Genomic DNA, 25,286 nt, shown 5'->3' with positions numbered 1-25,286 from the left:
ATCAGCACCATCACTCGCGGTCGTCCGCTACGCCGCCGCGACGCCGTACCAGGAAGAACGCGACGCCGGCCAGCACGATCACACCGATGCCGGCCCCGACGATCACGCCGGTGTTCGAACCGCCCGTTTCGGCGGTGTCCGTGGTGACTGCCTCGACCGTGTAGAACGGCCAGTAGCCCGAACCGCCGTACAGGATGCCGTTGTCCTCCGGGATCGGCGTGATGCTGGCGATCCGGTCCTTGCGGTAGCCCTCGAGGTCGTTGGGGTAGTAGAGCGCGATCACCGGCGCGTCGGTGTAGAGCCGCTCCAGCATCTGCTTGATGATCCCGGCCCGCTTGGTCCGGTCGAGCTCCTTGAGCTGCTGCTGGTAGAGCTGCTCGTACTGCGGGTCGCAGTAGAACGACTCGGTCCCGCCGCCCTCACCGGACGCGGTCGGCCGCCGGCTGCACAGGTGCGTGGCGAGCACCTCCTCCGGGTCGGGGTTCACCGACCAGCCGCTGATCGCGATGTCGAACAGCGCCGTCGTACCGGTCTCCTCGGTGAACTTGCTGGAGTCCAGCCGCTTGGTGGTCAGCGCGATGCCGAGGTCCTTGAACCAGCCGGTCAGGTACTCCGCGAGCTTGTCCTCGATCGGGGTGTCGGTGTGGATGCTGAACCGGAACTGCAGCTTGCGCGACCCGTCCGGCATCGTCCGGATGCCGTCGGCACCTTTTTTGTAGCCGGCGGCGTCGAGGATCTGGTTGGCCTTGGCGACGTCGAAGGAGATCTTCTCCTCGCCCTCGGCCTGCCAGAAGAAGTCCTTGTACATCGGCGGCACGATCGAGCCGTCGGCCGGCTTGGCCAGCCCGTTCTGCACCTCGTCGACGAGCTTCTGCTTGTCGATCGCCAGGTGCAGCGCCTGGCGGACCTTCGGGTCCTTCAGCGCCGGGTGCCCGTCGCCGATCGGCTTGTTGTCGCTGGTGGTGGCCCCGTGGTTGATCTGCAGGTACGTCGCGCGCCGGCCCTGCTGGTTCCACTGGACGATGTTGCCGTCGCCCTTCAGCGCTTCGAAGTCCGGCGGCGCGAGCCGGCCCAGCAAGTCGATGTCGCCCTTCTTCAGCCCGACCACCGCGGCCGCCGGGTTGTCGTAGAAGATCATCTGCAGCTCGTCGATCTTCGGCGCGCCCCGCCAGTAGCCGGGGTTGGCCTTGAGCTTCACGTACTGGTCCTTCTTGTGCTCGACCGCGATGTACGGGCCGCTGGTCACCGCGGGGTAGGTCTCCGCGTCGTACTTGGCGATGTCGCCGACCTTCTCCCAGACGTGCTTGGGCATGATCGGCACCGGGTTGTCCAGCATCGAGGCCTGCGGTGACTTCAGCTTGATGGTCAGGTCCTGGCCGGAGGCGCTGACGCTGGCGAAGTTCTCCACCGCCGGGCCATTGGCGGTCTTGGCGCCGTCGTCGGTCATCATCTTGTTGAACGTCCAGGCGGCGTCCTCGGCGGTCAGCGGCTGCCCGTCCGACCAGTTGGTCTGCCGGATCTTGAACGTCCAGGTCAGCCCGTCCGGCGACGTCGTCCAGGACTCGGCCAGGTCCGGGCTCGGCTGCAGGGTCTTGGCGTCCGGCACGGTCAGGAACCCGTACATCCAGCGATGGATCGACGAGGACACCAGCCGCACCGCGAGGAACGGGTTCATCGAGTCCATCGCCTGTGTCGCCCCCACCCGGACGACCTTCGGCTTGCCCGGCTCGGCCGCCTGCGCCGGCGCCGTACCCACTGCCAGCAGCACCACGGCCGCCAGCCCCGCGAACAACTTCCTCATCCCGCCACGCACCTCTCACCAAGCGCTTTTAGAGAGAAAGCCACACCAAGGCGGTATGCACTGTCAATGATTTACGGAGTTTCGTAGCCCATCCGTGGCTGAACGGAACCGGATGAGGCAGAACCCCGCGTTTGACCCTGGTGTTGTGGTAGGTGCGCGGTAGTGAGCGTTCAGTGCTTGGCGTTGCGGGACCAGCTGAAGCAGTAGACGCCGAAGCAGGCCAGGCCGAGCGCCATCACGGTCAGCAGGACGGCGCCGAACGGCTGGTCCTTGATCGCGTGCATCGCGCTGTCCAGGCCGCCGGCCTTCTGCGGGTCGTAGTCGAGCGCGGCCCAGGCGAACAGCGCGCCGACGATCGCGAACGCGACGCCCTTGGCGGCGTAGCCGAGCCGGCCGAGCACGATCGTGGTGTGCGAGACGCCGCCGGTCAGATCCTCGGTAAACTTCTTCGTGTACGCCTTGTAGAGCTGGCGGATGCCGACACCGATGATCACCAGGCCGATCACCACGACCAGTACGCGGCCGGCGCCGTTCTCCATCAGCCTCGCGGTCATCGACTCCTGGCCGTTGCCGCCCGAGCCGCCCGAGCCGACCGCGACCCTGATCGCGCTGATGCCCAGGGCCAGGTACACCAAAGCCCGGCCGGCCGCGGAGACCTTCTTCGACGTCTCCAGGTTGCCGTAGACCAGCTCGAGCGCCTTCCAGATCACCAGCGCGAACAGGCCGAGGGCAACCACCCAGAGTAGGAACCCGCCGAGCGGCTTGTCAGCGAGCTCCTGCAACGCGCCCTGCTGGGACGCCTCCTCCGAGGACTTGCCCCAAGCGAGCTGCAGCGCGAGCCACGCGACCAGCAGGTACACCACGCCGTACGCGATCAGACCGACGGTGATCGCGACGTCGTACACACGACTGTTCTGGGCCTGGCTGGCGGTAGTCATCCTGCTCCTCACGACGTGGCCGGTGGTGTCCCCGTCCTGCGAATCTCGTACCCAGTCGCAAACGATCAGGCCGAGACGGGCGCGCTCGCCTCACGGTCGGTGACGTCGACGTCGCCGTACTCACCGGCGCGGACCGCACGCCGCCCGAGCGTCCAGACGTAGACGAGAAACGCCAGCTCGGCCACGACACCGATCCCGACCCGTACGGCGGTCGGCAGCGGCGACGGGGTCACGAAGGCCTCGATCAATCCGGTGATGAGCAGGATCACGGCCAGACCGATCGCCATCCCGACGGTCGCGCGGCCGGTCTGGGCCAGCGCCTGCATGCGGGTCCGTGGGCCGGGCGCGATCCAGGACCAGCCGAGCCGCAGCCCGGCGGCCGACGCGACGAACACGGCGGTCAGCTCGAGCAGGCCGTGCGGGGTGATCAGCCCGAAGAACACGTCGCCCTTGTCGTGCCCGATCATCACGCCGGCGCTGATCCCGAGGTTGGTCGCGTTGCTCCACAGCACGAACGCGACCGGCACGATCAGCACCCCGATCGCCAGCACGGCCGCCGAGATGGTCGCGTTGTTGATCCAGACGCGGAGCGCGAAGTCCTGCGCCGGGTTCTCGGAGTAGTAGGCGGCGAAGTCCTTGTCGACCAGCTGCTGGATCGCCTCCGGCGGCGCGACCGAGCCGAGCACCTCGGGGTTGGCCAGGATGCGCCAGGCGACCCAGGCGGCGACGAGGTAGAACAGCAGGCCGATCGTGAGCCACCAGCGCCGGGAGACGTAGAGCGCGGCGGGGAAGCTGACCAGGAAGTACCGGGAGATGTCCCGCCAGACCGGAGCATGCGCACCGGTCACGGCACCGCGCGCGTCGGCGATCAGGCCGGACAGGCGACCGACCGTGACGGGATCGGCACCGGCCGCTCGCAGCGCGGCGAGGTGAGTGCCGACCCGCTGGTACAGCTGCACCAGCTCCTCGGCCTCCGCGCCGGTCAGCCGGCGCTGACGACGGGTCAGCAGGGCCAGCCGGTCCCACTGCGGCTGATGGACCGACACGTACGCCTCGACGTCCATCCCCCCGCCTTTCTGTCCGGTGCCTGGTCGAGTCTCCCGCATTCCGGGGTCGGATGCGCACCACCGGCCCCACGATGGGCGACACTTGCTGTCTCGGGAGTCGTGGAGGGGGCGAGGGTGACTCAGCTGGTCACGGGGGAAGCGGTTGTCCTCCAGGTGCGGATCGCCCGGATGCCGACCCGGGCACTGGCCTGCGCGATCGACTTCACGCTGCAGGTGATCGCGCTGATCATCCTGTTCCTGGCGTTGTTCGGCTTCCTGCTGCAGGAGGCCAGCGACGCGCTCGCGGCGGCGATCGTGTTCGTCGTACTGCTGCTGGTGCTGGTCGGCTACCGGGTGGTGATGGAAACCCTCACCCGCGGCAAGACGCTCGGCAAGATGCTGCTCGGGCTGCGCGTGGTCCGGGACGACGGGAGCTCGATCCGCTTCCGGCACGCGCTGGTGCGGTCGTTGCTGTGGATCTTCGTGGACTTCGCTCCGTGGTTCGCCGCCAGTCCCGGCATCGTCGCGAGCCTGATGAACAAGCAGGGCAAGCGGATCGGCGACATGGTGGCCGGCACGGTGGTCATCCGCGAACGGCACCAGCCGATGGCGTCGCCGCCGCTGTTCGTGCCGGCCCATCTGGTCCAGTGGGCGCAGTCGCTGGAGCTGTCGCGACTCTCGGACGATCTTGCCAACACGTCGCGTGAGTACCTGGCCCGCTACAAGGAACTGGAACCGGCTGCGCGGGTCGCCCTCGGCGATGCGCTGGCCTTCAAGGTGGGAGGTCTCACCGCCCCGGCGCCGCCTGTGCCGATCAGCTCGCCTGCCTTTCTGTCGGCGGTCCTCGCCGAACGCCGGCGCCGCGAACTCGAGCGGTTGGGTGCCCATCGCGCTCCCACGGGCCCATTCACCCCGCCCACCCCGTATGGCCAGCAGCTCTCCCCGTACGGCGGACAACCCGCCTTCGGCGGGACCGGCGGGGTGCCGCCCTATGGCGGCCGGCCCGGCGCGGCGCAGCCCCACGGCGGCGCCCCGCACCCGCCTCCGCCCGAGCCCGGCGGACCTCCCCCGCCCTCTCCCCCAGGCGAGCAGGTCAACCCCGAAGGCTGGCACGCACCGGGCAGTGGACAATCCGGCCAATGGTTCTAGTCTTGCGACCATGTCGCATCTAGAACCTGACTGGACCGGATGGCTGCAGCGCTGGGACGACCAGCAGGCGGGCTACCTGCCCGACCGCGAAGAACAGTTCGCACTCATGCTGGAGATCGTCCACCGCCTGGTGGGTGAGCCGAAGCGGTTCGTCGATCTCGCCTGCGGCCCAGGCTCGATCTCGACCCGAACCGCCCAGCGATTCCCAGCCACCGAGATCATCGGCGTCGACCTCGACCCGTTCCTGCTCCAGATCGCCCAGCACGCGGTGTCGTCCGACCGAGTCCGGTTCGCCGAGGCTGATCTGCGCGCGCCCGGCTGGGACGACGTACTGGGTGACGAGCCCGTCGACGCCGTCTGCTCAGCAACAGCGCTGCACTGGCTCGACCCCGCCGATCTGACGACCCTCGCGCAGACCCTGGCCACCAGACTCCGGCCCGGCGGCGTCTTCCTCAACGCCGACACGATGCGCCTCGGCCCGACGGAGGTCCCGCGGCTGGACGCGCTCGCCGTGGCACTGCGCGACGAGATCTGGGCCAGCTCGCACGCCGACGGCGTCGAGGACTGGGAGACGTGGTGGAAGGCCGCCGCCGACGAGCCGGCCTTCGCCGACGTGCTCGCCGCGCGCGAAGAACGCTTCAAGGACCGCCACCGGGGCCGCGACATCACCCTCACCGACACCGTCGAGGCCTTCCGCAAAGCCGGTTTCACCGAGGTCGCCGTGCTCGGCCAGGTCGCCGACAAGCACCTCTTCACCGCGATCCGCTGAGCGGCCAACTACCGCCGTACTCGATACCGCAGATGCGTGGCCTGGGGAGTGTCGATCACGCGGACGATCTCCAGCTCGACCAACGACGGCAGTACGTCGAACAACCGGTGCCCCTGCCCGAGCAGCACCGGGATCTGGTGCACCTGGATCTCGTCCAGTACGCCGGCCGCGAGCGCGCTCTGCCCGGTGTACCCGCCGCGCACCTGCACGTCCTTGCCCCCGGCGGCAGCCTTCGCCTGCTCCATCGCGCTGGCAATGCCGTCCCGGACGTAGGTGACCAGCGGATACCCCCACCGCGCGGCCGGGCTGGGCGGCCGGTGGCTCGGGACGAAAATCGGGACGCCGTTGTGGTCGCCGCCCCAGTGATCCATCAGCTCGGCGGTCCGCCGGCCGGCGACGACCGCGCCGCACGCGTTCCACTCGTCGAGGAACTCTCCCTCCGGCCAGTCGTGCAGCCGGTGGTCGTCCTCCCCGCCGAGGTAGTCGTTGAGATCGGCGATGTACCCGTCGAGGGACACCGACATGTCGAGCACCGATGACGCCACAGCAGAGCTCCTTTCGGCCGGCGCGAGCGCGCCGTGGATGCTCTCACCCTGCGGCCCGACCGGCCCTGGCAGAAGGTCCAATCCAGGCAACCGGCACTGGACCACTCGCCGGACCCAGCAGACTTGCCTCAAGCAACTACCGACGGCCGGTGACCTTCGCGTAGTAGGCCCGCGCCTCCTGCGTACGCCCCGCGCCGAGCACCCGCAGCGCCTCGGCCAGCTCCGGATACCGCGCGTCCAGCAACTTCGCCGCGCCCTCCAGCTCCGCTGCCGACGCCAGATCCCGCAGCAGCGACTGGATCAGCACGACCGGATCACTCGCGACCGGAGCCTCCCGCGTGCCCGCCGGGTCGAGGGTCAGCGTCGTCTGCTTCGTCGCGCGCACCTCGTCCAGCCGCCGCGCACGCTCATCCGCCGGCAGCGCGTCCCACCCGGACTCGCCGACCATCGTCTCCAGCTGCAGCACCCGAGCCAGCACCGCGGGATTGCTGATCTTGGCCCGCTGCCCGGACATCAGCTGTGACAACATCGGCGCGGACAGCCCGAGCACTCCGGCCAGCTGCGCCTGCGACAGGCCGAGCCGGTCGAGCAGGCGGCGGAAGCGCGCACCCAGCGGTTCGCCGTACCACTGCTGCTGCAGCTCGAGGTTGCGCGCGTGCGGGTCGCTCACCAGACCTCCGAATTACGGTTTGCAAATTGCGAATGCAAACGGTACGTTCGTGCTCGTAGCCGCCTGATCCCCTGGAGAAGCCCATGATACGACGTGTCTTTGCCGGTACGGCGCTGACCGCCCTGGCCGCGACGTTAGCATTCGTGAATGCTACGCCCGCCGCTGCCGAGGGCGAGTTGTCCCCGGTGATGGTCGTGCTCGACTCGTCCGGCTCGATGACGGCCCGCGACGCCGGCGGCAGCGGCACCCGGATGGACGCCGCCAAGCGGGCGGTCGGATCGATGATCGACGGGCTGCCCGCCGAGGCGCGGGTCGGTCTGGCCATCTACGGCGCCGGGACAGGGTCCAGCGGCGTCGAGAAGGCGGCCGGGTGCAAAGACGTCCGCATCGTCCAGCCCGTCGGCACGGTGAACAAGCCGGCCCTCAAGCGCGCGGTCAGCGCGACCAAGGCCAGCGGTTACACCCCGATCGGCCACTCGCTGCGGACCGCCGCGGCCCAGCTGCCGAAGGAAGGCCAGCGCTCGATCGTGCTGGTCTCCGACGGCGAGGACACCTGCGCGCCGCCGCAGCCGTGCCAGGTCGCGAAGGAGCTGCACCAGCAGGGAGTCGACCTGCACGTCCACACCATCGGGTTCCGCGTCGACGCCAAGGCCCGGGCCCAGCTCGCCTGCATCGCGCAGAACACCGGCGGCACGTACCACGACGCGTCCGACGCCGACTCACTGCTCGGCGTCCTGGGCCGGGTGACCGAGCGCGCGCTGCGGCACTACGAGCCGACCGGCAAGCCGGTGGCCGGGACGAAGGACCCGTTCGCGGCGCCGGTGATCACACCGGGGCAGTACCTCGACACGATCGACCCGGTCGAGGAGCGCCACTACGCCGCCGAGCTGAAGCAGGGCGACACGGTGTACTTCGCGGCGACCGCGGTCTTCCCCCGCGGCAACCCGCGCGACATCGAGGTGCTGGACATCAGGATCACCGGACCCAACGGCGCGGACTGCCTGCACCGGCAGCGCGAGCTGAACACCCGCGCGAAGGACGGCGGTTCGCTCACCACGGTCATGAGCTGGAACGGCACGGTCGCGGGATCGTCGAAGATGAAGGGCTGCAGCGTGCCGGGCAAGTACACGTTCCGCGTCACCCGGGACGCACGCGGCGGCGGGACCGACCGGGTCCCGGTCGAGCTGCAACTGCGGATCGAGCCGCCGGTGACCGGCAGCAGGGGCGAGCCGGCCCAGACCAGCAAGGTCACCTTCGCGCAGCCGCCGGCCGGTGGGGTCACGGCCGTCCGCGGCGGCGGGTCGTTCAACGAGGCGACCACTCTGCCGGGCTCCGGCCGGTACGGCGAGAGGATCTACTTCGGTGAGGAGCTGTTCTACCGGGTCAAGCTGGACTGGGGGCAGGGGCTGGCCTACCGGATCACCTTCGCCGGTACGCCGGGCGGTGCCATCACCAACATGCGGACCAGCCTGTTCAACCCGGTGCGGTCCGAGATCAAGTTCGACACGACGGCGTACCTGGGATCGACCCGGACCATGCCGACCGACGGCGAGCCGATCGCGACGCCGCGGGTGACGTACCTGAACCGGAACGCGAACAACGCCGAGCTCCGCAAGGCCGGTGTCGACGGCTGGTACTACATCGTGGCGAAGCTCGGTGTTGCCAGCGGCAACGACGCCCCGTCGGGCGGCGTACCGATCACGATCGACGTGGCGGTCGCGGGCGAGAAGGTGGCCGGACCGGAGTACGGCGCGTCGACCGGCGAGACTCCGGCCGAGACGCCGTCGGCGACGCCCACCGAGCCGACGACGACGTCGGAGCCGACCGACCAGGCCGGCGGCGAGGTCACCCCGCAGACCCCGCCGAGCGACGACTCGTCGTCCGCACTCCCGTGGATCATCGCCGGCGCGGGTCTGGTGCTCGCCTTGGCCATCGTCACCGCGGCCCTGATCGTGCACCGGCGCAAGCCCCCGGCGCCGCCGCAAGCTCCTTCGTACGGCGGTTGGCCGCCCCAGCAGTGAGCGGGAGGATTTATCCAACCTTGACCCAGCGATAGGACGTTCCTTGCTGACGGCACTCGACTCGGGTGCCGTCAGCAACTGTTTCCAGGCTGCCGGCCTCCTGCCAGCCGCACCCACCGCCGATCGTGATCGAGGGATTCGGCTTCGGCGTCACCGCTCCCGTCGGCACCACCACCGGCGTCTCTTGCGTGGGGGTGGGCGTCGGAGTCGAACGCTCCGTGGACGGGCCTCCGCCTTCCTCGGGCGGATCGTCGAACACGAGCACACCGGCGACTCCCGCGCCGGCCAGCGCGGCGACGACAACTGCCGCCAGAATCCCGCGCCGTCCCACCAGACGTCGCGGCACTCGCTCCTGCTCGCCGGTCTCGCGTGCGACCCCGCCGGTCTCGCGTGCGACTGGCTCGGGGGCTGCCACGACCGGCGCGGGCGCCAGGTGCTCGTGCGGTGACGGAAGGGGCGCGAGGTGGTCGAAGACCTCGATGGGCTCGCCGTCCGCGGTCCTCGCGGGAACGGCCAGCGGACGGGCGAGCAGTGGCGCGAGGGCGGCCAGCGCGGACTCGGCCGAGGTGCGGTCCGCGGCGTTGGCGGACAGGAGAGGTTCGACCAACGACCACAGCGGCGTGGATGTGCTGGGAGGCGGCAGCGGATGCTCGCTGGGCGGCTCGTCGCCGGTGAGCAGCTGCCAGGCCGTCACGCCGACGGCGTACAGGTCCTGGGCGGTGGAGGGCGGTTCGCCGGCCAGAGTCTCGGGAGCGAGGTAGCCGGGCGTGCCGACCACGGCGCCCTGGTGGGTGAGGCGAGGCTCGTCGAGGGACAGGGCGATGCCGAAGTCGCTGAGGCGCAGGACCGGCGGGTTGATCCCGGTGGCTTCGAGCAGGAGATTGGCGGGTTTGACGTCGCGGTGCACCAGCCCGGCCGAATGGACCCGCGCGAGGGCCGCGAGGAGCTGGGCGAGCAGCTCGGCGGCGTACCGGTCCGGCAGCGGGCCGAAGTCGGACAGCAGCGTGCTGACCGACCCACCGCCGACCAGCTCCATCGCGAGCAGCGCCTGATCGTCGTCGGCCGCCCAGCCGTACGGGCTGAGGATGTTGGGGTGGTCGAGCCGCCGGCCCTGCTCGCGCACGAACCGCAGCAGCACCCCGGCGTGCCGCTGCCGAAGGACCTTGGCCGCACAGAGCCGCTCCAGCCGCCGGTCCCAGGCACGCCAGACCGTCCCGGTTCCCCCGGAGCCGATCGGATCGATCAGCTCGAACCGTCCGGCGAACACATCGGGCACCAGCGGTCCTCCTCTCACCCGGTCCGCCGGCTACCTTGCCAGGCGCCCGGGGTCCCCAGCCACCGAGGGCCGCGCCCAGCGACCCCGGCACGAACCGGGGCAACGGCGAAGGCGCCCCACCGCAAGCGGTGAGGCGCCTCAGCGCAGGACTACCGAAGGGAGCTCAGTAGCGGTAGTGGTCCGACTTGTACGGGCCCTCGACCGGAACGCCGAGGTACTCGGCCTGCTCCTTGGACAGCTCGGTCAGCTTCACGCCGAGCGCGTCGAGGTGCAGCCGGGCGACCATCTCGTCGAGGTGCTTGGGCAGCACGTAGACGTCGGTCGGGTACTCGGCGGTCTTCACGAACAGCTCGATCTGCGCCAGCACCTGGTTGGTGAACGAGTTCGACATCACGAACGACGGGTGCCCGGTCGCGTTGCCGAGGTTCAGCAGCCGGCCCTCGGACAGGATGATCACGGTGTGGCCGTCGGCGAAGCGGAACTCGTCGACCTGCGGCTTGATCGTGACCCGCTCGATGCCCGGCGTCTTGTAGAGGCCGGCCATGTCGATCTCGTTGTCGAAGTGACCGATGTTGCCGACGATCGCCTGGTGCTTCATCTGCGCCATGTGGTCGGCGGTGATGACGTCCTTGTTGCCGGTGGTGGTGACGAAGATGTCGGCGGTCGCGACGACGTCCTCGATCGTGGTCACCTGGTAACCGTCCATCGCAGCCTGCAGCGCGCAGATCGGGTCGATCTCGGTGACGATCACCCGGGCGCCCTGACCACGCAGCGACTCCGCGCAGCCCTTGCCGACGTCGCCGTAGCCACACACGACCGCGACCTTGCCGCCGATCAGCACGTCGGTGGCGCGGTTGATGCCGTCGATCAGCGAGTGGCGGCAGCCGTACTTGTTGTCGAACTTCGACTTGGTGACCGAGTCGTTGACGTTGATCGCCGGGAACAGCAGCGTGCCGGCCTTGTGCATCTCGTACAGCCGGTGCACGCCGGTGGTGGTCTCCTCGGTGACACCCTTGATGCCCTGGCCGATGGTGGTCCACAGCTGCGGGTCCTCGGTCAGCGTGCGGCCGAGCAGCTTCAGCACGACGGCGAACTCCTCGGACTCCGCGGTCGACGGGTCCGGCACGGCGCCGGCCTTCTCGAACTCGGTGCCCTTGTGGACGAGCATGGTGGCGTCGCCGCCGTCGTCCAGGATCATGTTCGGACCCTCACCACCGGGCCACTTCAGCGCCTGCTCGGTGCACCACCAGTACTCCTCCAGCGTCTCGCCCTTCCAGGCGAAGACCGGGACACCGGCCGGAGCCTCGGCGGTACCCTCCGGGCCGACCACGACCGCGGCGGCCGCGTGGTCCTGGGTGGAGAAGATGTTGCAGGAAACCCAACGCACCTCGGCACCGAGCGCCGTCAGCGTCTCGATCAGCACGGCGGTCTGGATGGTCATGTGCAGCGAGCCCATGATCTTCGCGCCGGCCAGCGGCTTGCTGTCGCCGTACTGCGCGCGCATCGCCATCAGACCCGGCATCTCGTGCTCGGCGAGCCGGATCTCCTTGCGGCCGAACTCGGCCAGGCCGAGGTCTGCCACCTTGTAGTCGAACGTCATACGGTGCCGCTCCCTGAGGGTGTCGGTTGGTGAAGTCTTCGGCACGAGGCTAGCGGTTCGGGCCCCCGACGTGGCGTACCGAGTCGCTGTTCCTGACACCTAAATGTCAAGATATCCCCATGCGCATCACCGAGGCCGCCAAACTGCTGGGCACGACCGCGCGGATGCTGCGCTACCGGGAGACCCTCGGCCTGCTGCCGCGCACCCGATCCAGCCGCTCCGCCCAGCGCCAGTACGACGAACGCGATCTCGCCGCCGTCAAGCTCGCCCTCGAACTCGAGCACCGCTACGACGTGACGCCGGCCGCCCTGGCCTTCGCCCTCAAGGCGCTGGCCGAGCCGTCGGTCGCCGCCGACCTGCGCAACCTCGGCTACCGCACCGGCCGCCTGACCACCCCACCCAGCCCCGCCGAGATCGACCGCGAACGAGCCTTGCGCTGGCTCGGCCGCTCCGGCGTACTCCCACCCCCGGCCCAACGCCCCCGCTGACCCCTCGCCCCGCCGCCCCCATCCCCGGGCCACGCCCTCCGCCTCGCCCGAATCATTTGGTGGGTCAACCCACCAAAAATCCCGTTGGACCACCGAATTCCGGTGGGCCAACGGGCGAATTCATGGGTCAACCCACCAATGACACCCGGGCGGACCCAGGAGGCGGGGGTGGGGAATGCGACTAGTGCGACGGCGCCTCGGGCACCTGCGGGCGCTCCTCGCGCACGTAGCCCTCGACGTAGATGTCCGGCTCCAGGTACACGTGCTGCGACATCGGCTCCGCCTCGCGCACCGCGCGCTCGGCCGCGTTGATCGCCGCCGCCACCGCGGCCGCGTCGGCACCGGGCTCGACCGCGACCTTCGCCGCGACCAGCACCTCTTCCGGACCCAGGTGCAGCGTCTTGATGTGGATCAGCCGCTGGACGCCGGGCGCGTTCTCGATCGCCGTCACGATCTTCTGCTGCGCCTCGCGGGTCGCGGACTCGCCGAGCAGCAGCGACTTCATCTCGATCGCCAGGAAGACCGCCACCACGACCAGCAGCGCGCCGATCGCCATCGAGCCCGCGCCGTCGTAGATACCGTTGCCGGTGGCAAGGGTCAGGGCGACGCCGATCAGCGCCAGTACCAGACCGGTCAGCGCGGCGAAGTCCTCCAGCAGGATCACCGGCAGCTCCGGCGACCGCGCGTTGCGGATGAACCGGCTCCACGAGACGTGCCCGCGGACCTTGTTCGCCTCGACGATCGCGGTCCGGAACGACAACGTCTCCATGATGATCGCGGCCACCAGCACCACGACCGGGACCCACTTCCAGTTCTCGATCGCGTGCGGGTCGTGGATCTTGTGGTAGCCCTCGTACAGCGCGAACAGTCCACCGACGCTGAACAGCACGATCGCCACGATGAACGAGTACACGTAGCGTTCCCGGCCGAAGCCGAACTGGTGCAGCTCGTTGGCCTGCCGCTGGGCGCGCTTGCCACCGACCAGCAGCAGCACCTGGTTGCCGGCGTCGGCGACCGAGTGGATCGCCTCGGCCAGCATCGAGGCCGACTGGGTCAGCCCCCAGGCGGCGAACTTCGTGATCGCGATTCCGGTGTTCGCCAGCAGTGCCGCGACAACAGCCTTGGTACCGCCACCAGCCATGTCGGTCAGTCCTCCAGAGACTCAGGGGGCCAAAAAGTTCAGCGAGCGGACACGACGAACGCCGTGCCGGAACCACGCAGGTTACAGGCTCCTTCGGGTCCTCGAAGGAACGCCGACTGACCGGCGGACAACGCTTCGGTCTCATCGGTGCCCTCGGCACCGACAGTCACCTCACCGTCCACCACAGCGACGATCCGCGCCCCGTCCGCCGGTACGACGACCGCCTCGCCGGCCAGGTCCACCCGCCGGACCGCGAAGTACGGGCTCCCGGTCTCGTACGCCGTGATCCCGGGCGCGACGACGGTCCCGTGCAGCACCGGGTCGGCCAGCGGCTCGAAGTCGATCACCGAGACCAGTTCCGGGACGTCGATGTGCTTGCTGGTCAGACCACCCCGCAGCACGTTGTCGGAATTGGCCATCACCTCGAACCCGGTCCCGCGCAGGTAGGCGTGCACGTTGCCGGCCGGCAGGTAGACCGACTCGAACCGCTCCAGCCGCACCCGGTTGAGCAGCAGCGCCGCCAGGACGCCGGGGTCGTCGGGGAAGTCCTCCGCCAGCCGCCCGATCGTCTCGATCTCGACGGCGAAGGCCTGCCCGGCGTACCGGGCGCAGGCCTCGGCAAGCGCACCGACCAGCGGGCGGATCGTGTCCCGGTCGCTGCTCATGAACTCGGTGAACGCGTCGCGCAGCTTGCCGTCGCGCAGCTGCGCGGTCAGACCCTCGAGCCCGGTCGGGTCGAGGGCTTCGAGCAGCGCGACCGTCCGGTCCAGCGGCCGGAAGCCGACCAGCGCGTCGAACGGCTCGAGCGCGATCAGGATCTCCGGCTTCGGCCAGGCGTCCTTGTAGTTGCGGTCGGCGGCGTCCCGCGGGATGCCGGCCTGCTCGTCGCGCCGGAAACCCTCGACCGCCTGCTCCGGCGACGGATGCGCCTGGATCGACAACGGCTGAGCCGCGGCCAGGATCTTGGCCAGGAACGGGAACCGGCCGTCGAACTGCTCGGCCGTCTCCTCTCCCAGAATCTCAGCCGGCCGCGCCGACACCAGGTCGTAGAGCGACTCGCCCGAGGGCAGGACCGACGGCGCGGACTCGTGCGCGCCCATCCACAGCTCGGCCTGCGGGGTGCCGTCCGGCTCGACGCCGAGCAGGGCCGGGATCGCGGTCGGCGATCCCCACGCGTAGTCGCGAATCGTGGTCGCGAGTCGGGCTACCACGCCGGATCCACCGCCGGGTTGCCGGGGACGATCGGCGTCTCGGTCGCCTCGGTGCCGTAGCGGCCCAGCCCGATACCCAGGTACGCCGCGGCGTACCGGCCCTGCTGGGTGAGGGCCGCGTAGCGCGCGATGTCGGTGCCGTTGGCCTGGGTGACCACGTGCACGCGGACGTCGTGCCGCTCCGCTTTCTGCTCGAGCTGGCGACGGTGCTCGGCCACGCCGGCGTCCTCGACGCCGTCGTCCAGGATGAGCAGGCCCGGACGCAGCTCCGCCGGCTTGTCGAACGGGTCCGCGAACACGTCCCGCGGCGGCTGGTTCAGCACCGGCAGCAGGTGGCCCGCGTCAGCCGCCAGCGCCGGACGGCCACTGGCCAGCCGCAGCGCCTCGACGACCCGGCGAGCGGCCCGCGCGGCCAGCACGGACCCACCCCAGACCAGCGGCAGCGCGTCGGCCAGCATCAGCGCCAGGTCCTTGGCCGGGTTCGACGCGACGTCGTTGTTCGGTGAGCACTCGATCGCGACGTCGTCCAGCAGAGCCGCGACGGCCTTGGCGTCGACGACCGGGCCGAGCTCCATCTGGTGCAGCCCCTGCAGTACGGCGACCGCTGCCGCGAGCTGGTCGTCGGACTGCGACGGCAGCCGGATCGCGTGCCGGGAGCCGGCCGACGCCTGATCGATCGGCGAGCCGGCCGGGCAGGCGACCATCAGGCCACAGCCGCGGCGTTCGGCCTCGGCGGCGGCCGAGATGGCTTCGGCATCGGCGGCGTTGCCGCCCAGCACGATCACCAGGTCGAGCGGTCCGGTCCAGCCGGGCAGGCCCGGACCGGGCCAGGCCACGAACGGCACCGGGCAGACCGGCTCCAGCACCGCACGGACCAGGCGGGCGTCACGGCCGGCCGCGACGATCGCGCGCGAGCGGAAGCCGTCGGAGCCGAGCTTCGACAGCACCTCCTCGGCAGCGTCGATCTCGGCCCGGACGCGGGCTCCGGCCCCGGCGAGCCGGCGCAGCAGGTGGTCGGTCGCCTCGAGCGCGGCGGGGTCGTCCAGCCGCGAGTCGTCGAAGGAGCTCATCGTGTGGTTTCGGCCTCTTTGGTCTCACGGGCTTCGTCGATCAGCAGCACGGGGATGTCGTCCCGCACCGGGTAGGCCAGCGCGCAGGCGGCGTTGGTGCAGACCAGTTCGTTCGCCTCGTCGTCGACGCGGAACTCCGACCGGCACTTGGGACAGACCAGGATGCTGAGCAGGTCCGGGTCCAGGTTGACTGCCATCAGTTCTTCTCCTCCACCGGTTTCCCGGTGATCAGGGCCAGTACTTCGTCCCGGACACGCTCCATGGTGGCGGCGTCCCCGGCCTCGACGTTCAGCCGCAGCAGCGGCTCGGTGTTGGACGCGCGGACGTTGAACCACCACTGTCCCGCGTCGACCGTCAGACCGTCCAGATGGTCAACGGTAGTCCCGTCCCGCCCGGCGTAGGTGTCCTCGATCGCGGCGACCGTGGCGGCCGCGTCGTCGACCCGGCTGTTGATCTCGCCGGAGGCCTTGTACCGCTCGTACTCGGCGAACACCGCGCTGGCCGGCTTGTCCTGCTCACCGAGCGCGGCCAGCACGTGCAGCGCGGCCAGCATGCCGGTGTCCGCGCGCCAGAAGTCGCGGAAGTAGTAGTGCGCCGAGTGCTCGCCGCCGAACACGGCGTCGGTCTCGGCCATCTGCTGCTTGATGTAGGAGTGCCCGACCCGCGAGCGGATCGGCGTCCCGCCGTGCTCGGCGATCAGCTCCGGCACGGCGTGAGAGGTGATCAGGTTGTGGATCACCGCCGAGCCGGGGTGCTTGGCCAGCTCACGGACGGCGACGGCGCCGGTGATCGCGCTCGGCGAGATCGGTGCGCCCTGCTCGTCGATCACGAAGCAGCGGTCCGCGTCGCCGTCGAAGGCCAGGCCCAGGTCGGCGCCGACCTCGACCACCTTGGCCTGCAGGTCGACCAGGTTCTTCGGGTCCAGCGGGTTGGCCTCGTGGTTGGGGAAGTCGCCGTCCAGCTCGAAGTACAGCGGGACGATCTCGACCGGGCCGGTGGCGAACACGGCCGGCACGGTGTGCCCGCCCATCCCGTTGCCGGCGTCGACGACCACCTTGAGCGGCCGGATGTCACGCAGGTCGACGAGGTCGTTCAGATGGTCGGCGTACGCCGTGAGCAGGTTCTTGCGGGTCACCTTGCCGGGCGCCGGCACGCTCACCGGCGGCTCGGCGACGGCCTTGGCGACCAGGTCCGCGATGTCGCGCAGCCCGGACTCCGCGCCGACCGGGGACGCGCCGGCCCGGCACATCTTGATCCCGTTGTAGCGCGCCGGGTTGTGGCTCGCGGTGAACATCGCGCCGGGCAGCTGCAGCCGGCCGGAGGCGAAGTACAGCATGTCGGTCGAGGCCAGGCCGATGTCGATCACGTCGACCCCGGTGCCGGCCACGCCCTCGGCGAACGCGGCCGCCAGCGCGGGGCTGGACGGACGCATGTCGTAGCCGATCACCACCGCCCCGGGACCGGCGAGCACGTCGAGCACCTCGACGAACGCGGCGCCGGCCGCCCGGGCGACCGACTCGTCCAGCTCGTCCGGGACGACCCCGCGAACGTCGTACGCCTTGAAGATCGCAGCAACGTCAACCATGCGTGGACCCTATCCGGCCGCGGGCGTGCCTGGCTCACCAGGCACGCCCGGGCTGTGGACGGCGCCCGGCTCAGGCCTGGTTCTCGAACCAGCCGGGGGTCTTGCGGTGGTGCACCGTCGGCAGCTGGCGCGGGCTGGTCGGCGCGGCCCAGCGGACGGCGTTGCCGAGGATCTGCTGGATCTCCGGCTGGTGGTACGTCGGATACTCCTGGTCGCCCGGGCGGAAGTAGAACACCCGGCCCTGGCCCCGGCGGTAGCAGCAGCCGGAACGGAACACCTCGCCGCCGGAGAACGAGCTGACGAACACCAGCTCGTCGGGCTGCGGGATGTCGAACAGCTCGCCGTACATCTCCTCGCGCTCGATCACCAGCGGGTGCGGGACCCCCTGCGCGATCGGGTGCCCGGCGGCGACGGTCCAGAGCAGCTCGCGGTCGTTGTCGGAGCGCCAGTCCAGCGAGCAGGTGGTGCCCATCAGCTTCACGAAGATCTTCGAGAAGTGCGCCGAGTGCAGCGCGATCAGGCCCATCCCGGACAGCACGTGCTTGTGCACCCGCTCGACGACCGCGTCGTCGACGTCCTCGTGCGCCGCGTGTCCCCACCAGGTGAGCACGTCGGTGTCGGCCAGGACCTCCTCGGTCAGGCCGTGTTCGGGCTGCTGCAACCACGCGGTGCGGACGTTCACCTCGTCGCCGAGCTTGGCGCGCAGGGCGGCCGCGATTGTCTCGTGCATCGTGTCGGGATAGACCTTCTGCACCGACGCGTCGCGCTGGTCGTGGACGTTCTCGCCCCAGACGGTGACGTTAACCATGAAGCACTACCTCTCGTCCCGCGTTCGCCGAGGCGTAGCAGGCGTCGATGATCTGGGTCCGGAGCAGAGCCTCCGAACCGTTGTGCGCCGACCACTCGCCGGAGCGCACGATGGCGACGAACTCGCGGACCACCGCACGGTGGCCGAGCCCGGCCCCGGTGGCCGGACGGACCTCGGCCGGCACACCGCCGACATCGGTGAAGATCCGCAGCGTGTCCTCGTTGGTGTAATTCTGGACCTCGATCTTGGCGCCGCCCTCGGTGCCGAACAGCTCGATGCCGAAGTTGTCGCCGGGCGCCCGGTAGGTGGCCCAGCTGGTCTCCAGCTGCAGTGCGCCGCCGCCCTCGAGCCGCAGGTACGCCGTGGCCAGGTCCTCCACCTCGAACTTCGAGCCGAGCGTGTCGACCGTCGGCCGGATCGTGCTGGACGCGCTGCCGCGGCCGCGCGGACCCAGCTCGGCGAAGGTGCTCGCGCTGACCGTGGTGACCTTCGGCTCCTGCAGCAGGTGCAGCGCCAGGTCGAGGATGTGCACGCCCAGATCGATCAGCGGGCCACCGCCGGACAGCTCGCGGTTGGTGAACCAGCCGCCCATACCCGGGATGCCGTTGCGCCGCATCCAATGCGCCTTGGCGTAGTAGATCCGGCCGAGCTGGCCCTCGTCGATCTGGTGCTTCAGCGCGGCGACGTCCCCGCGCTCGCGGTGGTTGAAGATGACCTTGAGCACCTTGCCGGCCTTCTTCGACGCCTCGACCATCGCGGTGCCCTCGTCGACCGTGCGGGCCAGCGGCTTCTCGCAGAGCACGTGCAGCCCCTGCTCCAGCGCGGCCAGCGCGATCGGGGCGTGCAGCTGCGTCGGCGTACCGATGCTGACGGCGTCCAGGCCGTCGGTCTGCAGGAGGTCCTCCCACTTCTCGTAGAGATGCGGTACCCGGTGCTTCTCGCCGAGCTCGGCCAGGGTGTCCTTCTCCAGCCCGGCCAGCGCCACCACCTCGACGTCCGGCAGCTCCGAGAACGCTTCGAGTGCGGTCCGCCCGGCAAAGCCGAGACCGACCACTCCGACCCGTAGTTTTTGATCGTTCACAGATCAGCAGTCTGGTCAGTACCTGACAACGTGGTCAACCTCATCCCACGTTACGAACACGGTCTTCCACGTCACAGCGTCCGAAGAACCGTGCGCTATGACCTCGGGGTCTTCGGACGCTACGAGGTACCGCTTCCGCCTTCGGTGGTGCGGGGGGTCTGGGTGTTGCTCGGGTCCTGGAGCATGCGGAGGTGACCACGGCGGGCGACCTCGACCGGTGCGCCGGGCGTCGTCGACCCAGGCCGGCCGGTCTCCCGCGGCGGCAACGGCCGCGCGGCCTCCCGTACGGCGTTCGCCAGCGCTTCCAGGTCGTCGGACGACGGGCCGGCGGCGGCCGGGTCCGGAGCGAGCCGGATCACTTCCCAGCCGTTCGGCGCGGTCAGCCGGTCGGCGTGGTCGGCGCACAGGTCGTAGCAGTGCGGCTCGGCGTAGGTGGCCAGCGGGCCCAGCACGCAGGTGGAGTCGGCGTACACGTACGTGAGCGTCGACACCGCCGGCCGATGACAGGCGGCGCGCGAACAGATCCTGGCGATGCTCACGACCAGACGTTACCCCCACTAGGCTGAGCGCGTGACCGAGGCTCGCCGTCATCGCAGGCACATCGACCGGCACGGCCGGGGCATGCTCGGGCCGATCAGCCGGCCGAGCAGCTTCGCGCCGCGTGGACTGCCGCTGCAGCGGTCGGCCGCCGCGCAGTTCGACGAGGTGGTCGCGATCGAGGTGACCAGACTGGAGAAACGGCTGCCGCAGGTGGTGGCCCGGGTCGAGTTCGCGATCGAGGACGTACCGAACCTGGACGCCCACGCGGGCGAGATCCCGCTCACCCACTCCACCGGCGGCACCTCGCACGAGCCGTACCGGATCGTCGTGTTCCGCCGCCCGATCGAGCTGCGGGCCGAGCGCTCCGGCGCGGGACTGGCCTGGCTGGTCCGCTCCGCGCTGGTGCTCGAGCTGGCCGACGTCCTGGCGCTGTCGCCGGAGCAGATCGATCCGGACTTCGAAACCGACGAGGACTGACCTACTTCAGCGCCGCGCCGACGTCGGGCTGGGCACCGAGCTGAGCGCGGAAGACCAGCGAGGTCGTCAGCGGCCAGACGGCGACCTGCGGTACGTCGTCCTCCTTCGGCTTCGCGGCCGGCATCAGCGTGACGCCCGCGACGATGTCCCCGCGCAACTGCTCGACCATCAGGTACGTCGGCCTGGCCTGCGGCTTGAACGTGATCAGCGTCGTCGCGCCCCCGACCAGATCCACCGACCGGGCCTGCACCATCTTGTTCGCCGCGTCGCGCAGCTCGAACTTCACCCCGGCCGTCTCCCCCGGCGCGGTCACCTGCAGCACGGCCGGCTGCGCGTGCGCCGGCAGCACCAGGTACGCCGGTCCGCGCAGCGGCTCGGTCGCGCCGATCGACGCGAACTCGCGCACCGTCGAGTCGGTCACCCGGGCCGACGCCGTGACCGGCTGGTCGGAGGTGATGGTGACCGCGGACGCGTCGCCGTTCAGCACCTTCTCCAGCCGGACCACCTTCACCGCGCCGGCCGGGATCTGCATCGTCGCCAGCCCGGCGGGCTTGAACGGCCCGTTCGGCCCGTTCACCGTGATGTTCGCCGTGGCCTGCAGGTCGGTCGGGTTCGCGACGGTGAGGATCCGCACCCCGCCGCCCGGGGCGATCGCGGGCACGACCACCTTCTGCGCCGGGGCGGCCGACTGGTTCAGCCAGTCCACGCCGGCCGGGATCTTGCCGTTGGTCGCGTTGTCGCGGACCGCGGGCGCGACCCGGCCACCGGTCGACTCGACATGCAGGGCCAGATCGCGCTGACCGGCCGCGAGCTGACCGAGGTAGAGCTCGGTGCTGCCCCGGGCCGGTACGACGACGCCCCGCGCGTTCGGGGCGTCGAGCTGCCCGGCCGGTCCGTAGAGGGTGACGTCGACCTCGGCGTTGATGCTGTCCAGGTTCGTCAGCACCAGGACGTCGCGCCGGCCGGGCGCACCGGAGGCACCGACGAACCAGAAGTCCGAGCCCGGTACGGCGCACGGAACGCTGGCCATGCCGCGGTTCACCCCTTCGGGCGCGGTCGACGTCGCGGTCGCCACGGTCCCGGCGGCCAACGGGCCGGTGCCCTGGATGCCGAGCGTCGCGAGCTTGCTGGTCGGCGCGGTCGAGGCGATCCGGCCGCGGGCGAGCACCGAGCCGACCGGGTTCGCGGTCTTGTCGAGCGGCGCGATCGCGAGCGGCGCCTCGTCACCGGCCGCGGTCGGCGTCCCCTCGGGAAGAGTCGGGGCGACCGCGCTGACCAGGCTCTGCGTCTTGACGCCCGCGCCGGGCACCGGGCAGGCCAGGGCGGCCCGGTTGACGACCGTCCTGGTCGGCTCCTCGACGCCCTCGGCCCGCGTGACGGCCGGTTTGGGATTGGTCAGCACGCCGATCCCGGCGGCCAGCGCCAACGCCAGCACACAGGCGCCGATCCGGACCCTCAGATCCGACAGCAGGCCGGTCATGAGTCCCTCCGGGCGTGAGTGCCGTGCGGTACGGCGACGGTCCGCCGGGCGCTCGGCAGGCAGAAGACCAGCGCGATCAGCCAGGCGATGATCCCGAGCACCCGCCACAGCTCGCGGACTTCCGGCTCGACCGGCGTCTTGCCTTCGATCGTGGTCCGGTCGACCAGCCAGGAGGCGTCGTTGTCGGCGGCGCTGGCCCGGGTCAGGCCGGGCAGCGAGTCGAGCGTGGACATCAAGGTCGGGTCGACGGGCGCGGGCAGGTACACGTAGTCGATCGCGAGCGCCGCGAGCTGCCGGCCCTCCTCACCCGTGCCGCCACCACCGAGCGCGGACAGCACGTCCGTGATCGGCTTGGTCTGCTCGGGCTTCGGAGCCGCTTCCAGCGCGCCCATCCGGGGCCCCCCCTCGCGCACCAGCGAGAACCGGGTCGCACTGCCCGGCTCCTTGCGCACGACCAGGATCGACGCGTTCTGCGGTGGTCCCTGCGACGAGACCAGGTACGCCGGGAGGTCCTGCGCCGGACCACGCCACAGCGGCCCGTCGTCACCACGGACCACCCAGAACCCGGCGGTCACCACCGTGGCCACCAGCACCACCCCGAGCACGCCCTGGACGATCAGGTCGGCCGACTTGCCGACCGAGTCCCAGGCGACGGCGACGGTCATGATCCAGCCGGCCGTCATCAGGAACATCAGCGGACCACTGCCGCCCCCGAGCCGGCTGGCGATCAGCGTGCCGGCCAGTCCGGCCAGTACGGCGAACCAGCCGACCAGCTCGTACCGCTGCCGGGTCTCCCGGGTCAGCGCCAGCAAAGCCACCAGGATCAGCGGTACGGCGAACCACCACGGCGCGGGCGCTCCGGCCGGCGTACCGGTGAGCAGGTTGGCCAGGCTGTCGCCCGGGCCCACACCTGCGGTCGGCGGGCCACCGGCCTCTTGGCCGAGGCGTGAGGGGTGCAGCACCAACTGGAGGGTCCAGGGCAGGACCAGCAGCATGCCGAGCACCACCGAGAACACCAGCTGCCGCCCCTGCCTGCGCCAGCCGAGTCCGAGCACGGCTCCGGCGGCCAGCGCGACGCCGACCAGGAGACCGAGCGCCGGGGTGAAAGCGAACAGCACCGCCTGGCAGATTCCAGCGAACCAGGCCGCCCGCCAGCTGCCCTGGATGACCACTCGCCGACGGCGCGCGACCGTGTGCACAGCCGCACCGAGCAACGGCAGCACGATCGCCGCCACCACGGTCCCGATCCGGCCCTGCGTGATCGCGCCGTTGGTGAACACCGCCAGCCCGTACGCCGAGGCGCCCCACGCGCGGGCGACCCGGTCGACGATGAAAGCCCGCAGCAACGCCCACGCGGCGAGCGCGGCCAGCGGGATCCCGCCGAGCAGCAACAGGTTCGTCGCGCCGGACGGGCCGAAGCTGACAGTCGACAGCGCCCAGAACTGGCCGAGCCAGGCCGGCGGTGTCACGCCTTCCGGCGCGGCGGCCGCGGCGTTCCAGAGCGCGGCCAGGCTGTCGTGGGGCGGAAGCATCAGGTCGGACCGCAGGACCCCGCCGCCGATCAGGCTTCGCGCGGCCGCGATCGCACCGATCGCCAGCACGACCCACGCGACCAGGAACGGCCGGCGGATCAGCTGCCGCCGCCAGCGCGGCTGGTCAACCGCGACGCGGGCCGTGCTCTTGGCCCGGCGGGCCGAGGTCGGCGGCTGCTCCTCGGGCTCGTCGGCCCAGGCTTCGCGGAGCCGCTCGGAGATCGTGCTGCCGGTCTCCTCCAGGTTGTGCCGCAGGGCGTGCACCGACCGAGAGAACAGGCCCTTGAAGTCGTCGTACGGGACGCGGTCGAGGCTGCGGCGGTCCTTGCGAGCCTGGGTCCAGCCGCCGGCCAGCACCGTGCCGAGCAGGGCGGTCCACTCGTCGACCGCGCCGGACGGCGTCTTGCCGATCAGGAACCAGACCGAGCGGACGACGGTCCCGGCCAGGAACCGCAGGATCAGCAGCGGCAGCAACTTCGCCGGAGCGTTGGCCAGCACGGTGTAGTAGGCGTGCGCGCGGTCGAGCTGGTACGCGTGGCGGCGAGTGCCGGCCAGTGCGCGTTCACCGGTCGCCGCGGCCTGCGCGTGGTAGATGACCGCGTCGGGCGCGACACCGACCCGGAAGCCGGCCCGGCTGGCCCGCCAGCCGAAGTCGAGGTCGTCGCGGAACATCGGCAGCTTGGGGTCGAAGCCACCCAGCGCTTCCCAGACGTCGCGGCGGACCAGCATGCCGGCCGAGCTGACCGACAGCACCTGGCGCGGCTGGTCGTGCTGACCCTGGTCGAGTTCGCCGGCCTCGATGCCGGTGTCGCGGCGGCCACCGAGCGAAGTGGTGACGCCGACCTCGAGCAACTCGCGGTCGCGCGGCCACAACCGCAGCTTCGGTCCCCAGATCCCGGTGTCCGGCGATAAAGTGGCCTGAAGCAACAATTTTTCCAGCGCCTTGGGCGCCGGCGCGCAGTCGTCGTGCAGCAGCCACAGCCACTCGACCACCGGGGCGTGCCCGTCGTCGCCGTACGGGCCGGCCGCGGACGGGATCGGCGCGAAACCGACCGTTTCCAGGCCGCGGGTGACCGCCGTACCGAAACCGGTGCGGGCCGACAGGCCGACCACCGGCTCGACGCCGGGCATCTCGGCCAGCAGTTGCGCGGTGTCGTCGGTGGAGCCGGTGTCGATCGCGATCAATCGGTCGGGCCGGCGCTCGAGCGCCCACAGCGCCTCGGTCAGCCGGGGCAGCCAGGCGGCACCCTCGTGCCCGACCACGACCGCGGTGACGACGTGCCGGACCGGCGCGCGACCCATCGGGTCGTGGGTGATTCCGGTCGGGAAGTCGACGGCGTCGAAAAAGTCCCAGCCGGCCGGAGCTTCGGATTCCATCGGGAGCGCTGCACCTCAAGGGGAAGGATCGGCCAGCCACGGCCCGGGGGCCGCGGCGAGCACTCACCTTACGCGAACTCGCCGACTGCTCGCGCACAGCAGCGGGCCCCGGTGGACAAGGACTCGTCTGTCCGGCCGGGGCCTCACGCGGAAGTTTGGATTCTGTTGTGCTGCTGCTGACAGACCGGCGACGGCGGGGTGGCAGGGCACCACGCCCGTCGGCCCGAGAAAGTCTAGACGGCCTTCTTCTTCAGCTTGCGGCGTTCCCGCTCCGACAGCCCGCCCCAGATCCCGAAGCGCTCGTCGTTCTGCAGCGCGTACTCGAGGCACTCGCCCCGGACGTCGCAACCCAGACAGACCTTCTTCGCCTCGCGGGTGGAACCGCCCTTCTCCGGGAAGAAAGCCTCTGGATCGGTCTGGGCGCACAGCGCCCGTTCCTGCCAGTTCGGCTCCTCCTCGATCGCCTCACCGTCGACAATCGCCATCAGCGCTTCTGTCACGGTACGACCTCCTCGACCCTGTTCGTTCCCCTGTACATGTGGAGTTTGCGGTCCACATGCCTGACCTCGACCGCTCTGTGTGCTGAAAGCAGTCCCCGATACCGAGTGTCCAACGAACGACACGGTTGAAATTACATTCCTGCAATCCACGAAAGTCAAGCCGTGGTCTGCTATTGGCGGT

The 25,286-nt window shown here is 70.5% G+C and carries 23 protein-coding genes; 5 read left to right on the top strand and 18 right to left on the bottom strand.

The window, feature by feature from the left end; genetic code table 11:
* Positions 1-10: 10 nt before the first annotated feature.
* The 3 genes from BWI15_RS06385 to BWI15_RS06375 form a co-directional block, all read right to left on the bottom strand.
* Positions 11-1,801, bottom strand: coding sequence for an ABC transporter substrate-binding protein (locus BWI15_RS06385; protein ID WP_077013375.1), 1,791 nt, complete (start codon positions 1,799-1,801; stop codon positions 11-13).
* 170 nt (positions 1,802-1,971) lie between these two features.
* On the bottom strand, positions 1,972-2,739 hold the full coding sequence (locus tag BWI15_RS06380; protein ID WP_077013374.1) for a DUF1206 domain-containing protein: 768 nt from the start codon (positions 2,737-2,739) through the stop codon (positions 1,972-1,974).
* Between the two features lie 65 nt (positions 2,740-2,804).
* Positions 2,805-3,803: a stage II sporulation protein M gene (locus BWI15_RS06375; RefSeq protein WP_077013373.1), complete on the bottom strand. Its 999-nt coding sequence runs from the start codon at positions 3,801-3,803 to the stop codon at positions 2,805-2,807.
* A gap of 117 nt (positions 3,804-3,920) precedes the next feature.
* Here BWI15_RS06375 and BWI15_RS06370 point away from each other — a divergent pair, with 117 nt between their 5' ends.
* Together BWI15_RS06370 and BWI15_RS06365 are read left to right on the top strand one after the other, a co-directional pair.
* On the top strand, positions 3,921-4,934 hold the full coding sequence (locus BWI15_RS06370; RefSeq protein ID WP_083750593.1) for an RDD family protein: 1,014 nt from the start codon (positions 3,921-3,923) through the stop codon (positions 4,932-4,934).
* 10 nt (positions 4,935-4,944) lie between these two features.
* Positions 4,945-5,703, top strand: a complete 759-nt coding sequence (locus tag BWI15_RS06365) for a class I SAM-dependent methyltransferase (protein WP_077013372.1) — start codon at positions 4,945-4,947, stop codon at positions 5,701-5,703.
* Between the two features lie 8 nt (positions 5,704-5,711).
* Here the strand turns inward: BWI15_RS06365 and BWI15_RS06360 are convergent, their stop codons facing one another.
* A complete protein-coding gene (locus BWI15_RS06360; protein ID WP_077013371.1) occupies positions 5,712-6,248 on the bottom strand; it encodes a dihydrofolate reductase family protein in 537 nt (178 codons plus the stop codon).
* 136 nt (positions 6,249-6,384) lie between these two features.
* Positions 6,385-6,918 carry a helix-turn-helix domain-containing protein gene (locus BWI15_RS06355; RefSeq protein WP_083750592.1) on the bottom strand — a complete coding sequence of 178 codons (534 nt, stop codon included), beginning with the start codon at positions 6,916-6,918 and terminating at the stop codon, positions 6,385-6,387.
* 83 nt (positions 6,919-7,001) lie between these two features.
* Between BWI15_RS06355 and BWI15_RS06350 the strand changes: the two genes are divergently transcribed.
* On the top strand, positions 7,002-8,939 hold the full coding sequence (locus BWI15_RS06350) for a vWA domain-containing protein (protein WP_077013369.1): 1,938 nt from the start codon (positions 7,002-7,004) through the stop codon (positions 8,937-8,939).
* Positions 8,940-8,949: 10 nt separating this feature from the next.
* Here the strand turns inward: BWI15_RS06350 and BWI15_RS06345 are convergent, their stop codons facing one another.
* Positions 8,950-10,215: a protein kinase domain-containing protein gene (locus BWI15_RS06345; protein WP_168197271.1), complete on the bottom strand. Its 1,266-nt coding sequence runs from the start codon at positions 10,213-10,215 to the stop codon at positions 8,950-8,952.
* Between the two features lie 163 nt (positions 10,216-10,378).
* Positions 10,379-11,815, bottom strand: coding sequence for an adenosylhomocysteinase (ahcY, locus tag BWI15_RS06340; RefSeq protein WP_077013367.1), 1,437 nt, complete (start codon positions 11,813-11,815; stop codon positions 10,379-10,381).
* A 119-nt stretch (positions 11,816-11,934) separates the two neighbouring features.
* Here ahcY and BWI15_RS06335 point away from each other — a divergent pair, with 119 nt between their 5' ends.
* A complete protein-coding gene (locus BWI15_RS06335) occupies positions 11,935-12,303 on the top strand; it encodes a MerR family transcriptional regulator (RefSeq protein WP_077013366.1) in 369 nt (122 codons plus the stop codon).
* Between the two features lie 181 nt (positions 12,304-12,484).
* Here BWI15_RS06335 and BWI15_RS06330 read toward each other — a convergent pair whose 3' ends face one another.
* The 8 genes from BWI15_RS06330 to BWI15_RS06295 all read right to left on the bottom strand — a co-directional run bounded on the left by BWI15_RS06330 (position 12,485) and on the right by BWI15_RS06295 (position 19,738).
* Positions 12,485-13,444, bottom strand: coding sequence for a cation diffusion facilitator family transporter (locus BWI15_RS06330; RefSeq protein WP_077013365.1), 960 nt, complete (start codon positions 13,442-13,444; stop codon positions 12,485-12,487).
* Positions 13,445-13,482: 38 nt separating this feature from the next.
* Positions 13,483-14,655 (bottom strand): mannose-6-phosphate isomerase, class I, encoded by a 1,173-nt coding sequence (gene manA, locus BWI15_RS06325; protein ID WP_077013364.1) that lies wholly within the window; start codon positions 14,653-14,655, stop codon positions 13,483-13,485.
* On the bottom strand, positions 14,649-15,725 hold the full coding sequence (locus BWI15_RS06320) for an SIS domain-containing protein (RefSeq protein ID WP_077013363.1): 1,077 nt from the start codon (positions 15,723-15,725) through the stop codon (positions 14,649-14,651). Before BWI15_RS06320 ends, manA begins: the two co-directional genes overlap by 7 nt.
* Positions 15,722-15,922 (bottom strand): Trm112 family protein, encoded by a 201-nt coding sequence (locus BWI15_RS06315; RefSeq protein ID WP_077013362.1) that lies wholly within the window; start codon positions 15,920-15,922, stop codon positions 15,722-15,724. Before BWI15_RS06315 ends, BWI15_RS06320 begins: the two co-directional genes overlap by 4 nt.
* The gene (locus tag BWI15_RS06310; protein WP_077013361.1) at positions 15,922-17,310 is read right to left on the bottom strand and encodes a phosphomannomutase/phosphoglucomutase; all 1,389 of its coding nucleotides are present in this window, start codon (positions 17,308-17,310) and stop codon (positions 15,922-15,924) included. The genes BWI15_RS06315 and BWI15_RS06310 overlap by 1 nt, the downstream gene beginning before the upstream one ends.
* A gap of 70 nt (positions 17,311-17,380) precedes the next feature.
* Positions 17,381-18,118 (bottom strand): ThuA domain-containing protein, encoded by a 738-nt coding sequence (locus BWI15_RS06305; protein ID WP_077013360.1) that lies wholly within the window; start codon positions 18,116-18,118, stop codon positions 17,381-17,383.
* Entirely contained in the window at positions 18,111-19,199 is a 1,089-nt protein-coding gene (locus tag BWI15_RS06300; RefSeq protein ID WP_077013359.1) for a Gfo/Idh/MocA family protein, read from the bottom strand. The genes BWI15_RS06305 and BWI15_RS06300 overlap by 8 nt, the downstream gene beginning before the upstream one ends.
* Positions 19,200-19,318: 119 nt before the next feature.
* Positions 19,319-19,738, bottom strand: coding sequence for a DUF3499 domain-containing protein (locus tag BWI15_RS06295; RefSeq protein WP_143465428.1), 420 nt, complete (start codon positions 19,736-19,738; stop codon positions 19,319-19,321).
* A gap of 31 nt (positions 19,739-19,769) precedes the next feature.
* Here BWI15_RS06295 and BWI15_RS06290 point away from each other — a divergent pair, with 31 nt between their 5' ends.
* A complete protein-coding gene (locus BWI15_RS06290) occupies positions 19,770-20,216 on the top strand; it encodes a metallopeptidase family protein (RefSeq protein WP_077013357.1) in 447 nt (148 codons plus the stop codon).
* Position 20,217: 1 nt separating this feature from the next.
* On the opposite strand, the gene BWI15_RS06285 is transcribed toward BWI15_RS06290, so the two are convergent.
* The 3 genes from BWI15_RS06285 to BWI15_RS06275 form a co-directional block, all read right to left on the bottom strand.
* The gene (locus BWI15_RS06285) at positions 20,218-21,696 is read right to left on the bottom strand and encodes a DUF5719 family protein (protein ID WP_077013356.1); all 1,479 of its coding nucleotides are present in this window, start codon (positions 21,694-21,696) and stop codon (positions 20,218-20,220) included.
* The gene (locus BWI15_RS06280; protein ID WP_077013355.1) at positions 21,693-24,605 is read right to left on the bottom strand and encodes a glycosyltransferase; all 2,913 of its coding nucleotides are present in this window, start codon (positions 24,603-24,605) and stop codon (positions 21,693-21,695) included. Before BWI15_RS06280 ends, BWI15_RS06285 begins: the two co-directional genes overlap by 4 nt.
* 233 nt (positions 24,606-24,838) lie before the next feature.
* A complete protein-coding gene (locus BWI15_RS06275; protein ID WP_020389877.1) occupies positions 24,839-25,090 on the bottom strand; it encodes a WhiB family transcriptional regulator in 252 nt (83 codons plus the stop codon).
* Between the last annotated feature and the right edge of the window lie 196 nt (positions 25,091-25,286).

This window comes from Kribbella sp. ALI-6-A, from assembly GCF_001984195.1.
Classification (GTDB): domain Bacteria; phylum Actinomycetota; class Actinomycetes; order Propionibacteriales; family Kribbellaceae; genus Kribbella.
This window is presented reverse-complemented; position numbering and strand designations above follow the sequence as displayed.